Raw genomic sequence first — 13,700 nt, 5'->3', positions numbered from 1 at the left:
GTACCATGATGCTGTTTTTTTCTTCGTTTAGTGATTGGCTTCCAGGTGTGAATGTATTTCGTTATATTACTTTTCGCACGATAGCGGCTATGCTTAATTCGGGGCTCATCGTCTTTTTGTTTGGACCTAGCATCATTGCTTCTCTTAAATTGCGGCAGGGTAAGGGGCAACCGATTCGTGCGGATGGTCCTCAAACACATTTTAAAAAGGCTGGAACACCTACAATGGGTGGATTGATGATTTTAACCGGTATTGTGGTATCGGCATTTTTGTGGTGTAATTTATCGAATATTTATTTTTGGGTATCGCTATTGGTTATGCTTTCTTTTGGGGCAATTGGATTTTATGACGATTATCTTAAGGTCACAAAACAAACAGACAAAGGATTTTCTGGGAAAGCACGGTTAAGTTTGGAGTTTTGTGTTGCCGCAATTGCTGCTTTTGTCATCCTACAAATTGGCTCATCTGGATTCGCTTTGCCTTTTTTGAAAGATTATCTTATCAATTTGGGCTGGTTTTTTATTCCTTTTTCTGCTTTTGTTATTGTCGCGACGGGTAATGCAGTTAATTTGACGGATGGACTTGATGGCCTTGCTATTGTTCCTGTGATGGTTGCAGCCTTATCTTTTGCTCTGATTGCTTATCTTTCTGGTAATATGAATTTTGCTGATTATCTCCAAATCCATTATGTATCGGGAGCAGGTGAATTGGCTGTTTTATTGGGAGCTGTTGTTGGGGCAGGGCTTGGTTTTTTATGGTTTAATGCACCACCTGCAGCTATTTTTATGGGAGATACTGGTTCGTTGGCTCTTGGAGGATTATTAGGGACTGTTGCAGTCGCTACGAAGCACGAAATTGTTTTGGCTCTTATTGGTGGGCTTTTTGTTGTGGAAGCTTTTTCAGTCGTTATTCAGGTTGGTTATTTCAAATTAACAAGAAAACGAGTGTTTCTTATGGCACCGATACATCATCATTTTGAGAAAAAAGGCTGGACTGAAAGCCAAGTCGTGATACGCTTTTGGATTATTTCAATTGTTCTCGCTCTCATAGGTCTTTCAACACTTAAATTGCGGTGAGAATGTGATTTCTGTTACGTGTTATAAAGGTCAAAAAGTTGCTCTGTTTGGGTTGGGACAGTCTGGACTAGCAACAGCACAAGCATTGATGCGTGGCGGTGCAGAAGTGGTGGCGTGGGATGATAGTCCTTCAAGCGTGCAGATGGCTTTTCGGCACAATATTCCAACGCGAGATCTCCGTTATGAAGATTGGTCAGAATTTGTTGCATTGATTGTAGCTCCTGGAGTTCCTTTAAATTATCCTCAACCCCATTGGGTTGTTGAAAAAGCACGAAAAAAAAATATAGAAATTATCGGTGATATTGAATTATTTGTTCGTGCGCGCCAGCATTTTTTACAGCATTATGGTTTTTGTGACCAAGATGTTCCTTTCATTGCGATTACGGGGACGAATGGAAAGTCAACCACAACGGCTTTACTTGCGCATTTGTTGGAAAAAATGGGTTATGATGTGCAGGTGGGGGGGAATATCGGAAAGGCAATATTGATGCTTAAGCCATTTGTTAAAAAACGTATCTATGTGATTGAATGTTCATCATTTCAAATTGATCTTACTCCCTCTCTTCAGCCGACCATTGGACTTTTATTGAATTTAACACCTGATCATATTGATCGACATGGGAGTTTTGCCTGTTATGTGCAAACCAAAAGGCATCTGATTGCTCAGGCTTCTCAGGCTTTCATTTCAGTTGATGATGCAGCTTGTCGGGTTTTATATCAACAGTTACTTCATGATGGGAAGCAAATTGAGGCAGTTTCCAAGGATCATTTTGTTGAAAATGGTTTTTATGCAGATGGGACCAAGCTCTTTTCTGTTCGTCAAGGACAGCGCCATATGCTTGCAGATCTTGCTCCTATGGCGGTGTTACGTGGGAGTCATAATGCGCAAAATGCCCTTATGGCATTAGCAACATTGCAGGCTTTAAAAATAACTGATCCTTCTGTGAACAAGCATTTAGCAAGTTATAAAGGGTTGGATCATCGTATGCAGCAGGTGCGTAAAATGGGGGCGGTTTTGTTTATCAATGACAGCAAGGCTACTAATGCAGATGCAACAGCTCCTGCGCTTTCCACCTTTAATGATATTTTTTGGATTGTTGGGGGACAGGCAAAAAAGGGAGGGATAGAGTCTCTTAGAGAATTTTTTCCTAAAATTCGTAAAGCCTATTTGATTGGGAGCGCGGCAGAAGAATTTGCTCGCACTATTGGATCTGCTTTTCCCTTTTCTATGAGTTTAACTTTGAAAAATGCGGTGCGTGAAGCAGCTGTTGACGCAATGGGTTGTAAGGAAAAAGAGGTGACGGTTCTTTTGTCACCTGCTTGTGCAAGTTATGACCAATTTAAAAATTATGAAATGCGAGGCGAAGCATTTGTCTCTTTTGTGATGCAGTTACAATAAAAAAGCATCAGTTATAAAAAAATATTTTTGCGTTAAGACTCCAGAATCTTTTTTTGTGTAATTTAGTTTTTAAAGTGTTTGTTAAACAGGCTGGGGAACCATATCACTTTGAGATAATTTATAAAATGGATAAGGTGGATATCATGGTGACGCGTGCAGATAGAGATCCAATTGCTAATTGGTGGTGGACGATTGATCGCTCTATCTTTGCAGCTTGTTTAATTTTAATGGGAATTGGCATTATGCTGTCTTTTGCTGCCAGCCCTATTATTGCAAAAAAAATCGGAATTGCTGATAGTTTTTATTTTGTTCGGTGGCATATCATTTTTAGCATTTCAGCATTTTTTACGATGGTTACCATTTCCTTTTTTTCGCTTTCTAATCTTCGTCGTTTATGTGCTCTTTTGCTCATTGTAACGCTTGCTCTTATGGTTGCAACCTTATTTTGGGGTCCAGAATTAAAGGGAGCACGGAGGTGGATTCTACTATTTGGTTTTTCTGTACAGGCTTCAGAGTTTATGAAGCCAGCTTTTGTGGTTATGTCCGCTTGGCTTTTTTCAGAACAGATACGCAGGAGGGGAATTCTGGGTTATACGTTAGCGATTCTACTTTATGCCATTTGTTGTGTGCTTCTGGTTTTGCAGCCTGATATTGGACAAACAGTTTTAATAAGTGCAACATGGGGGGGGCTATTTTTTATTGCTGGTGTACCTCTTACCATTATTTTTCTCTTTCTCATTTTAGGCGTTGTAGGAATTATTTTAGCTTATCTTTTTCTGCATCATGTGCGCGAGCGTATTAATGGTTTTTTGACAGGTGAAGGGGATACGTTTCAAGTGGATGTAGGACGTGAGGCTATTTTGAATGGTGGTTGGTTTGGGCAAGGACCTGGGGAGGGAACAGTAAAACGTATCATTCCTGATAGCCATACAGATTTTGTATTTTCCGTTGCTGCTGAAGAATATGGTATTATTCTTTGTTTATTAATTATGATGCTTTTTGGCTTTATCGTTATGCGTTCATTGTATATAGCCATGAATACACGTGATTCCTTTATACGTCTTGGTATTACTGGCATAGCAATGATGATTGGCTTTCAATCAGCGATTAATATGGCCGTTAATCTTCACTTAATTCCTCCAAAAGGCATGACATTGCCTTTTATTTCTTATGGTGGTTCTTCGATGGTGGCGATTGCGTTTTCAATGGGAATTTTGCTCAGTTTAACACGTCGTTGGCCAGAAGCGCGCCTTTCAGCTTTTTCTTCCTCTTCTGTCTTGGATACCCCTTATGAATGATAAAAAAGTTATTGTTTTGGTGGCTGGTGGTACAGGTGGACATCTTTTTCCTGCTGAAGCCCTTTCTGTTGAATTAAGGCAGCGTGGATATGATGTTCATTTAATAACAGATGAAAGAGCACGACCTTTTGTTCGGTGCTTTGATGAAGGGCATATTCATATCGTTTCATCGGCAACATTTACACGACGCCATCCTTTTGCTCTGATAAAGACGTTTTGGTCTTTGCTAAGGGGGATGGGGCAATCGTTGGCGTTGTTTTATAAATTACGTCCTGTTCTTGTTGGAGGATTTGGGGGGTATCCGAGCTTTCCTCCTCTTTTTATTGCGGCCTTAACGAGGCGTGTAACATTTATTCATGAACAAAATGCTGTTATGGGGCGTGCCAATCGGGTGTTGGCAATTTTTGTGCGTGCAATCGCTGGTGGTTTGTTGTCGCCAAAAGGCGCTTATGATCATAAAATACTTTTGACGGGGAATCCTGTCCGTGAGGCTGTGTTGAAGGCGGCCAAAATTCCTTATCATTCTTCAGAGGGAGAAAAGCCATTTAATTTTTTGATTTTTGGAGGTAGCCAAGGGGCTTCTGCTTTTTCACATATTGTTCCAGAAGCTATTGCTTTATTTGATGATAAGAACCGTAAACGTTTACGAATTGTACAGCAAGTCCGCGGTGAAGCAGGAAGGTTGATCAAAATCTATCGTGATATGGGCGTACAAGCAGAAGTTGCTCCTTTCTTTGATGATATGGCTGAACGTATGGCACATGCTCATTTTATTTTGTCGCGCGCTGGGGCTTCGTCCGTTTGTGAGATAGCGGTGATTGGTAGACCTGCTTTGCTTGTTCCCTATCCCCATGCTCTAGATCATGATCAGGCTGCCAATGCAGCTCTGCTTGCTCGTGTAGGTGGTGCGCAAATTGTATCAGAAAAAGATTTAAATGCACAAAAGCTTTTTTCTCTTTTAATGCACGCTTGTTGTGCGCCCCATTTATTGGAAAAACAAGCGCTTGCTGCAAAAAAAGTTGGACAACCTCATGCAACCCGTTGCCTTGCTGATATGGCTGAGTCCTTAATTGCAGGGCGATTGTTGTCAGATATAAAAGAGGAGCTTTTTAATGAAAATGCCACTTGATATAGGCGTTATCCATTTTATCGGAATCGGGGGGATCGGTATGAGTGGAATTGCGGAGGTTTTTTATAATCTTGGCTATAAAGTTCAAGGGTCAGATCAAGTTGAAAGTGCAAATGTTGGACGTTTGCGGAAAAAAGGAATTAACGTTCATATAGGTCATTGTGCTGAAAACTTAGGGAATGCAGAGGTTGTTGTTTTTTCTACTGCCGTTAAAAAAACAAATCCTGAGTATATTGCTGCAAAGGAAAGACATTTGCCGCTTGTCAGACGTGCAGAAATGCTGGCGGAGCTGATGCGGTTTCGGCGTGCAATTGCGGTGGGTGGTACACATGGTAAAACAACAACCACATCAATGGTCGCAGCCCTTCTTGATGCTGGTCATTTTGATCCAGTGGTGATTAATGGCGGTATTATTAATGCTTATGGTACGAATTCTCGTACAGGAGATGGCGATTGGATGATTGTTGAAGCTGATGAAAGTGATGGTACATTTTTAAAGCTGCCTGCTGATATTGCTGTTATTACTAATATTGACGCTGAGCATTTGGATCATTATGGAAGTTTTGATGCTGTGCGTGAGGCTTTTCGGCAATTCGTAGAAAATGTTCCTTTTTATGGTTTTGCTGTTTTGTGTCTTGATCATCCAGAGGTTCAGTCATTGGCGGGCCGTATTGATGATCGTTGGGTGATCACTTATGGTGCAAATCCACAAGCGGATGTTCGTTTTCTTAATCTTTCGATGGATGGTCAAAAAACGCATTTTGATGTTCTTGTTCGCTCACGCAAAACAGGAAGAAAGATTGAGTTGAAAAATTTGCTTTTGCCCATGGTAGGGCAGCATAATGTTGCTAATGCAACGGCGGCGATTGCTATTGCGCATGAACTAGGCATTTCAAATGAAGCTATAAAAAGGGGCTTAGCAGAATTTGGCGGAGTAAAACGGCGTTTTACGCGAACAGGAAATTGGCGTGGCATTGAAATATTTGATGATTATGGACATCATCCTGTTGAAATAAAGGCTGTTTTGCGTGCAGCACGTGAGAGTGCAAAAGGGCGTGTTATTGCGATTGCACAACCCCATCGGTATTCACGTTTGTATCATTTATTTGATGATTTTTCTGCTTGTTTTAATGATGCAGATACAGTGTTGATTACGCCCGTTTATGCGGCTGGTGAAGAGCCTATTGTAGGATTTGGTTCTCAAGAATTGGTAGAGCATATTAAAATGGCGGGTCATCGTGATGTGCGCTTGATACATAGTCTGGAAGATGTCGTGTCTCTTGTCTCAAAATTTGCTCAGGCAGAGGATTATGTTGTTTTTCTTGGTGCTGGCAATATCACACAATGGGCTTGTGCGTTGCCTCATCAATTAGCGGTATTGGATGGTCATGGTAAATTTTCAGCACATTGATGGTGAGGCGCTATTGGCGCAATTGCAACCACTGTTGGGTGGCGTGAGAGGAAAGCTTACACCTAATGTTGAGATGCGTAAGGTAACGTGGTTTCGCACGGGCGGGTTGGCAGAGCTTTTTTATCAGCCTGTTGATGAAGAAGATTTGGCTCTCTTTCTTCAAAATTTGCCTGAATTTGTTCCTGTGACAATTGTCGGTATTGGTTCTAATCTTCTGGTGCGTGATGGGGGGGTTCCTGGTGTTGTGATTCGTCTTTCGCCAAAAAAATTTGGGCAAGTGAAGCAAGTTTCTCCAAAAGGCTTTTTAGTTGGTGCTGGTACGGCGGATAAACATTTAGCTGCTGCCGCTTTAGAAGCTGAGATTGCAGGTTTTCATTTTTATCATGGTATTCCTGGAGGTCTTGGAGGAGCTCTCAAAATGAACGCGGGTGCGAATGGTGTTGAAACTGCAGCGCGTGTTGTCGAGGTCTATGCGCTGGATCGTAAAGGGCAACGTCATATCTTGAGTGTGAAAGATATGCATTATTCCTATCGTCATTGTGATATTCCTAAAGATTTTATTTTTACGGCTGCTTTATTAGAAGGAAGACTCGGCAATAAAGATGATATTCGTGCTGCTATGGATGAAGTTGCCCTCCACAGAGAAACAGTGCAACCTATTCGCGAAAAAACAGGGGGGTCAACTTTCAAAAATCCTGAGAATACATCCGCGTGGCGCGTGATTGATGAAGCAGGGTGTCGTGGTTTACAGATTGGTGGCGCTCAAATGAGTGAAATGCACTGTAATTTTATGATTAATACAGGGCAAGCAACAGGATATGATCTTGAAGCATTGGGAGAAACAGTGCGTGCGCGTGTTTTTGCAAATTCAGCCCACCTTTTACAATGGGAAATAGAGCGTATTGGTCAATTTGAGCGTGGTCGAAGTGTTTCTCCTTTTGATCCATTTCATTGATTTATTGTTCACTAAAAAAGTGAAAATAAAAAATTGAGTCATTTCAAAGAGATAATAAAAAAATTCTATTAAGAATCAATAAATTAACAAAGAATCTCTTGCATCAGGCTTTTGAGTCTGATTCATTATGCAAAATGCTAGGTTATTGATTCGCAAGGATAAACTTTGTTTTTCCTGTATGTGGTGCTGATGTATTCTATATAGACTACATATAGTATGCGAAAGAGGGTGATTTATTATGAAAGATAAACATATAGCTGTGTTAATGGGAGGTTTTTCTTCTGAACGGTCTATAAGTTTATCTTCGGGGGCGGCGTGTGCTGATGTTCTAGAGGTGCAGGGGTATCGCGTGAGCCGCGTGGATGTTGACGCTCATATTGCTTCTGTTCTTGAACAGTTGCAGCCCGATATTGCCTTCAATGCATTGCATGGTCCATTTGGTGAAGATGGCCGGATCCAGGGGATTCTTGAATATTTAAAAATTCCTTATACCCATTCTGGTGTGATGGCATCCGCTTTGGCAATGGATAAGGGACGTGCAAAAATTATCGTTGAAAATTTTGGGGTTTGTGTTGCTCCTTCTCGTATCATGAGCCGCTTTGCTTTGGGACAAACGCATCCCATGGAGCCTCCTTATGTAATTAAACCTGTGTGTGAAGGATCAAGTTTTGGTGTTGTCATTGTCCAGGAAAATGAAGCAGCACCGCCGCATAGTATTGGGGGAGCTGAGTGGGGGTATGCTGATGAGGTGATGATTGAAAAATATATTCCTGGTCGTGAATTGACTTGTGCTGTTTTGGGGAATGAAGTGCTGGATGTGTGTGAAATTCTTCCCGATAAACACTTTCCATTCTACGATTATGGCTCGAAATATAAAACGGGTGGTTCTCTTCACATTTGTCCTGCACAACTTTCACTAAATATTTACCAAAGTGTGCAAAGAATGTCTTTAGCAGCCCATCAGGCGATAGGGTGTCGAGGTGTTAGCCGTTCTGATTTTCGTTTTGATGAGAAAACGGGAGAATTGGTTTGGCTTGAAATTAATACGCAACCCGGTATGACATCGACGTCTCTTCTTCCTGATATTGCAAAAGCGAGCGGCCGTACTTACGGCGATATTGTTCAATGGATGGTGGAGGACGCATCATGTATGCGTTGAATGTTAATAAAACAAATGTTCCGATGGAGGTGCTTTCAGTGCCGGCTTTGCCACGTCTTTATCGTCGTTTTCTCCGGTTTATGTTTGAGTTTGTTTTTGTCAATATTCATATTCCACGCCATTTCGGCTCTTTTGCTGTTGTATGGTTTTTCTTTGTTACGGCTTTTTATGGACTTTCATCAAGTGGTCAGATGGCTGTGATCGTAAATACGATCATATTGGATAGTAGTTTTGTGGTCACTCATGTCGATATAAGCGGTAATAAGCGTTTGGCAAAGCAGGATATTTTTAAAATTTTAAAACTTGATGTTGCGCCTTCTATATTCACTTTTGATGTTGAAAGAGCACGTTCTCTTTTGGAAAAACAGGCTTGGGTGCAATCGGCTAATGTTCAGAAAATTTATCCCAATAGAATGCGCATTTCCATTGTGGAGCGTGAACCCTATGCCATTTGGCAACATGATGGCATAATGGATATTGTTGATAATACAGGTCGTGTCATTGTGCCTTTTAAAGGGGAAATTGTTCGGGATTTACCTCTTGTGGTTGGGCAGGGTGCACAAAATGCTGCTAAAGTGTTTATTCAAGCGCTGTCAGTTTATCCGGAAGTATATGATCGTATTCGTGCTTTTGTGCGGGTAGGTGATCGACGTTGGGATCTTGTTTTGAATAATGGAATGCGCGTTATGTTGCCTGAAAATGGTGCTCTTGAAAGGCTTTCTTCTCTTTTTTCGTCCGGTACAATGCAAGATCTTTTATCTCGCGATATTCTCAGTGTTGATTTACGTCTTGCTGATCGAATTACTGTTTCTTTATCAGATGAAACGTTGGAGCGTTATCATACTACTGTAGCAGAAGAAAAACGTATTTTAAAAGCGCGAAAGGCAGGAAGCCTATGATGCTGCTCAGATCACATCATTTGAAGGGGCGTAAAACACGTTTTTTAACGGTACTTGATGTCGGTTCAAGTAAGATTGTTTGTCTTATTGCTTGTTTGCGTCCTTTGAAGCATGCGCACTATTTACATGGTCGTACACATTCTACGGAAATTCTAGGCTTTGGAGTGCAGCGTTCACGTGGTATTAAATCTGGTGTTGTCATGGATATGTTTGCAGCAGAACAATCCATAAGATTGGCTGTTGATGCGGCAGAAAAAATGGCGGGTTTGGTGGTGGATTCAGTGATTGTGAATTTTTCCTCAAGTCGATTACAAAGTGCTTTGATTAATGGAAAGGTCCATTTGAATGGTCGTGAAGTCACCAAGCGTGATATGCGTATGGCCTTTTCAGATGTTTCGCGTAAAGCCTTTGATGCTGAACGTCATGTTATGCACTCAGTTCCAGTTTCTTATGTATTGGATGGAGATAAAGGAATTTTTGATCCTATTGGCATGGCAGGGGAAACATTTGGTGTCGACGTGCATGTGGTAACAGCAGAAACAGCCTCTTTGCGTAATTTAGAAACTTGTATTAATCGTGCACATTTGAGTGTTGAAGCAATGGTTGCTACTCCCTTTGCAAGTGGTCTTGCTGTCTTGATGAATGATGAGGCGCGTTTAGGGGCTGCATGTATTGATTTTGGTGGTGGAACAACAACATTTTCAGTGTTTTTTGAGGGGAAATTTATTCATGCGGATGCTCTTGCTGTTGGGGGGCATCATGTGACTCTTGATGTTGCGCGCGGATTTTCTATGTCTTTAACAGAGGCGGAACGTTTAAAAGTTGTTTATGGTTCAGCACTTTTAACAAGTGCTGATGAGCGGCAAATGATTAATGTAGCAGAAATTGGGAGTGAACAGCGTGAAACTCAATATCCTCGCGCGGTTCTTGGGCGTATCATTCGTGCGCGTGTTGAAGAAATTTTAGAAATGGTCCGTGATTGTTTAAATCGTTCTGGTTTTGGTCACATCATTGGTAAACGTGTTATTTTGACTGGGGGAGCAAGCCAGTTAACAGGATTGCCAGAAATGGCACGTACTATATTAGGAAGAAATGTTCGTATCGGGCGGCCTTTAGGTATTTCGAGGCTTCCTTCTCTTGCAAAAGGGGCGGCGTTTACATCTGCTGTTGGGTTGTTAATTTATCCGCAATTGGTGGGGTTTGAAGAAAAAACAATGCAGGCGGCAGGAAATCATTTATCGATGGGCACGCGTGGATATTTTCAGCGTGTTGGTCAGTGGTTGCGTGAGAGTTTTTAGTTAAGTGTCTAGTTGGATAAATTTCATCGCTTTGGCTTGCGGTGTCTTATGAGAAGGAAAAGAAAATGACGATTAATCTGCATCGGCCAGATATCGCGGAATTGAAGCCACGCATTACCGTTTTTGGTGTTGGAGGTGGTGGCGGGAATGCCGTGAATAATATGATAAATGCTGGTCTTCAGGGAGTTGACTTTGTTGTTGCAAATACGGATGCACAGGCTTTGGCTATGTCAAAGGCTGAACGTGTTATCCAACTTGGGGCAGCTGTGACAGAAGGTTTGGGTGCTGGGGCTTTGCCGGAAGTTGGACAAGCGGCGGCGGAGGAATGTATTGATGAAATTATTGATCATCTTGCAGACTCTCATATGGTTTTCATTACTGCTGGTATGGGGGGAGGAACTGGAACAGGAGCTGCTCCCGTTGTTGCTCGCGCAGCGCGTGAAAAAGGTATTTTGACTGTTGGTGTTGTGACAAAGCCGTTTCAGTTTGAAGGCGCACGTCGTATGAAAACGGCAGAGGCTGGTATTGAAGAATTACAAAAGTCTGTCGATACATTGATTGTTATTCCCAATCAAAATCTTTTCCGTATTGCAAATGATAAGACAACGTTTGCTGATGCTTTTGCTATGGCTGACCAAGTGCTTTATTCTGGTGTTGCTTCCATTACGGATTTGATGATTAAAGAGGGTTTGATTAACCTTGATTTTGCTGATGTTCGTTCTGTTATGCACGAAATGGGTCGAGCCATGATGGGAACGGGTGAGGCATCTGGTGATGGGCGTGCTTTGGCTGCGGCTGAAGCTGCTATTGCAAACCCATTGTTGGATGATACCTCTATGCGTGGGGCGCGTGGTTTATTGATTTCTATTACGGGTGGTCGTGATATGACTCTCTTTGAGGTTGATGAAGCTGCTAATCGTATTCGTGAAGAAGTAGATGCTGATGCGAATGTGATCTTTGGCGCTATTGATGATGAGTCATTGGAAGGTGTTATTCGTGTTTCTGTGGTTGCCACCGGTATTGATCGTGAAGTTAGTGATGTGGTTCAGTCCTCTCATCCTCAGATTCAAAGGACTGCTTCTTCAATACGCAAGAGCGATCCTGGAACGTCACACAGTTCTTTTCATGTTCAATCTTCGCCTCTGCGTTCTGAGTCAATGGTAGAAGTAATCGAATCACTTGAAATAGAGAAGGGTAAATCAACCGGAGAACAGTTCCGTCCTAAAAGTCAAATTTTTGCACATCCTGCAGACTCAATGACGACACGAAGTGCGACGAATGCTGTTGCGTATGGTTCAAATGCTGTTCAGGAACAGAGATCAAATGTGCCTCGTATGCAAGTAAGCCGTGGTTCTCAACAGGCGATGACGGCTCCTGTGAGTATGGAGGCAACAGCGCATGTTCTTGATGAGATGACAGGGCTTGTGAAGCAAAAAGAAAAGCCAGTGCAACCAAAACAAATGCAAGCGCGCGCTCCAATGCGTATGCCTGAGTTAAAGGATTTTCCACCTGTTGCTCATGGACAAAGTCAAAGAACATTTGTGACTGATCAAGGTCCTCGTAATCTTTGGCAGCGTTTGAAACAGAGCTTGACACATCGTGAAGAAGCTGAGCCAGAAGCGAGGCTGGAGCCTGCTGTTAGATCGTCTCAGCAGAAAGAGTCTCATGTTTACAATAAAAATTCTCAGGCGCTTTCTCAAGATGCTTCTGTTTATGTTCCACGTCGTTCTGGTGAGCTGCATCCTCAGGTACCACAAGATCAGCGTACTTTTATAAGTGAAGAAGATCAGTTGGAAATACCAGCATTTTTACGTCGTCAGGCAAATTAATTGATGAAAAATGAGGTAAAGTAAGAAATTTTATTATTTCTTTAATGATCAGACAAAAATTATACAGTAAAATATATTACTGTTTTTTGGATAAAATACTTTGTTAAAAAAAACCGCTTATAATAAGCGGTTTTTTTATTATTTACTATGAATATTTTTTATAGTTTTATAAATTTTGTTAAAAGATGTACAAGCAATTTAATAAAATGATATGATGAATTTAGTACCAAAATATCAGTCTACTCTTAAAAAAGCAGTAACATTTAAGGGGATTGGCGTTCACAGTGGCTGTTTGTCTGTGGTAAAGATTTGTCCAGCGGATGTTGGGTGTGGTATTGTTTTTAAGCGTTGTGGATTAGACGGAACAGAGAAAATATTTCAAGCCCATGCATCGCAAACAGGAGAAACTGAATTATCAACAGTACTTGGAGATGAAGATGTAAGAGTTGAAACAATTGAACATTTGATGGCGGCAATTGCTGCTTATAATTTGGATAATCTTGTTATTGAAGTGTCACATAATGAGATTCCTATTTTGGATGGTTCAGCGTGGCTATATTGCCAAGCTTTTGAAGATGTTGGTATTGTACAGCAAAATGCGTTGCGTTCTTATTTCATTATAAAAAAGCCGGTGCGGGTTGAAGGAGCTCATGGTGTTGCAGAGCTTTTGCCATTCGATGGACGTCGTTTTGATATAACGATCTCTTTTCCTTCTTCTGCTATTGGTAAGCAACATTTCAGTTTTGATCTTACCACACGAGGGTTTAGGGATGATTTGTCACGTGCGCGCACTTTTGGTTTTATCAAAGACGTGGAGGAATTAAGGCTTTCTGGAAAGGCGAGAGGTGCTTCTTTGGAAAATTCTCTTGTTATCGACCTTAATGATAAAATTTTAAATCCCGATGGTCCTTATTGGGAGAATGAATGTGTTCGGCACAAGATGCTTGATGCGATTGGTGATACTGCTTTGCTTGGGGCACCTTTTATTGGATTATTTCGTTCTTATTGTAGTGGGCATAGAATTAATGCGCAATTGGTGAAGGCTGTTTTGGCAGACGAATCATATTATGAAAAAAGCTTTTTAGAGAAAGAGTAAAAAAATTGACAAGATTTTTTTATCGTTTATTTGATTTTTAAGGGGATGATTGACCTAAACTGCTAAATTGGTTATGTGGATTTTAAAGTGATATGGTATAAAACCTTTGATAAATTGTTTTTGCTACAAGGTGATATTCTGTGGAGGCCGG

General features: G+C 41.3%; 11 protein-coding genes. All 11 read left to right on the top strand.

What is annotated here, in order from left to right:
• The first annotated feature begins 5 nt into the window (after nt 1–5).
• The 11 genes from mraY to lpxC all read left to right on the top strand — a co-directional run bounded on the left by mraY (nt 6) and on the right by lpxC (nt 13,549).
• Nucleotides 6–1,076 (top strand): phospho-N-acetylmuramoyl-pentapeptide-transferase, encoded by a 1,071-nt coding sequence (gene mraY, locus ACFINO_RS04020; protein WP_375633003.1) that lies wholly within the window; start codon nt 6–8, stop codon nt 1,074–1,076.
• A gap of 4 nt (nt 1,077–1,080) precedes the next feature.
• Nucleotides 1,081–2,475 carry a UDP-N-acetylmuramoyl-L-alanine--D-glutamate ligase gene (murD, locus tag ACFINO_RS04015; RefSeq protein ID WP_375655106.1) on the top strand — a complete coding sequence of 465 codons (1,395 nt, stop codon included), beginning with the start codon at nt 1,081–1,083 and terminating at the stop codon, nt 2,473–2,475.
• 143 nt (nt 2,476–2,618) lie between these two features.
• On the top strand, nt 2,619–3,773 hold the full coding sequence (locus tag ACFINO_RS04010; RefSeq protein WP_375655105.1) for an FtsW/RodA/SpoVE family cell cycle protein: 1,155 nt from the start codon (nt 2,619–2,621) through the stop codon (nt 3,771–3,773).
• On the top strand, nt 3,766–4,902 hold the full coding sequence (gene murG / locus ACFINO_RS04005) for an undecaprenyldiphospho-muramoylpentapeptide beta-N-acetylglucosaminyltransferase (RefSeq protein ID WP_375655104.1): 1,137 nt from the start codon (nt 3,766–3,768) through the stop codon (nt 4,900–4,902). Before ACFINO_RS04010 ends, murG begins: the two co-directional genes overlap by 8 nt.
• A complete protein-coding gene (gene murC / locus ACFINO_RS04000; RefSeq protein ID WP_375655103.1) occupies nt 4,886–6,313 on the top strand; it encodes a UDP-N-acetylmuramate--L-alanine ligase in 1,428 nt (475 codons plus the stop codon). Before murG ends, murC begins: the two co-directional genes overlap by 17 nt.
• Nucleotides 6,291–7,268 (top strand): UDP-N-acetylmuramate dehydrogenase, encoded by a 978-nt coding sequence (murB, locus tag ACFINO_RS03995; RefSeq protein WP_375634623.1) that lies wholly within the window; start codon nt 6,291–6,293, stop codon nt 7,266–7,268. The genes murC and murB overlap by 23 nt, the downstream gene beginning before the upstream one ends.
• A 238-nt stretch (nt 7,269–7,506) precedes the next feature.
• Nucleotides 7,507–8,427, top strand: coding sequence for a D-alanine--D-alanine ligase (locus ACFINO_RS03990; protein ID WP_375655102.1), 921 nt, complete (start codon nt 7,507–7,509; stop codon nt 8,425–8,427).
• Nucleotides 8,415–9,326, top strand: a complete 912-nt coding sequence (locus ACFINO_RS03985; RefSeq protein ID WP_375655101.1) for a cell division protein FtsQ/DivIB — start codon at nt 8,415–8,417, stop codon at nt 9,324–9,326. Before ACFINO_RS03990 ends, ACFINO_RS03985 begins: the two co-directional genes overlap by 13 nt.
• A complete protein-coding gene (gene ftsA, locus ACFINO_RS03980) occupies nt 9,323–10,624 on the top strand; it encodes a cell division protein FtsA (RefSeq protein ID WP_375613372.1) in 1,302 nt (433 codons plus the stop codon). The genes ACFINO_RS03985 and ftsA overlap by 4 nt, the downstream gene beginning before the upstream one ends.
• Nucleotides 10,625–10,689: 65 nt before the next feature.
• A complete protein-coding gene (gene ftsZ, locus ACFINO_RS03975) occupies nt 10,690–12,453 on the top strand; it encodes a cell division protein FtsZ (RefSeq protein WP_375632991.1) in 1,764 nt (587 codons plus the stop codon).
• 211 nt (nt 12,454–12,664) lie between these two features.
• Nucleotides 12,665–13,549 (top strand): UDP-3-O-acyl-N-acetylglucosamine deacetylase, encoded by an 885-nt coding sequence (gene lpxC, locus ACFINO_RS03970; protein WP_375632989.1) that lies wholly within the window; start codon nt 12,665–12,667, stop codon nt 13,547–13,549.
• The last annotated feature ends 151 nt before the right edge of the window (nt 13,550–13,700 follow it).

This window comes from Bartonella sp. AA83SXKL (assembly GCF_042196965.1).
Taxonomy (GTDB): domain Bacteria; phylum Pseudomonadota; class Alphaproteobacteria; order Rhizobiales; family Rhizobiaceae; genus Bartonella.
Note: the sequence above shows the minus strand (reverse complement) of the source record. Positions and strands in the feature narration are given on the sequence as shown.

Coding starts and splice junctions, on each gene's coding strand:
- ftsZ (WP_375632991.1), top strand. CDS start 10,690: ATGACGATTAATCTGCATCGGCCAGATATCGCGGAATTGAAGCCACGC.
- mraY (WP_375633003.1), top strand. CDS start 6: ATGATGCTGTTTTTTTCTTCGTTTAGTGATTGGCTTCCAGGTGTGAAT.
- murB (WP_375634623.1), top strand. CDS start 6,291: ATGGTAAATTTTCAGCACATTGATGGTGAGGCGCTATTGGCGCAATTG.
- lpxC (WP_375632989.1), top strand. CDS start 12,665: ATGATGAATTTAGTACCAAAATATCAGTCTACTCTTAAAAAAGCAGTA.
- ACFINO_RS03990 (WP_375655102.1), top strand. CDS start 7,507: ATGAAAGATAAACATATAGCTGTGTTAATGGGAGGTTTTTCTTCTGAA.
- ftsA (WP_375613372.1), top strand. CDS start 9,323: ATGATGCTGCTCAGATCACATCATTTGAAGGGGCGTAAAACACGTTTT.
- murC (WP_375655103.1), top strand. CDS start 4,886: ATGAAAATGCCACTTGATATAGGCGTTATCCATTTTATCGGAATCGGG.
- ACFINO_RS03985 (WP_375655101.1), top strand. CDS start 8,415: ATGTATGCGTTGAATGTTAATAAAACAAATGTTCCGATGGAGGTGCTT.
- ACFINO_RS04010 (WP_375655105.1), top strand. CDS start 2,619: ATGGTGACGCGTGCAGATAGAGATCCAATTGCTAATTGGTGGTGGACG.
- murG (WP_375655104.1), top strand. CDS start 3,766: ATGAATGATAAAAAAGTTATTGTTTTGGTGGCTGGTGGTACAGGTGGA.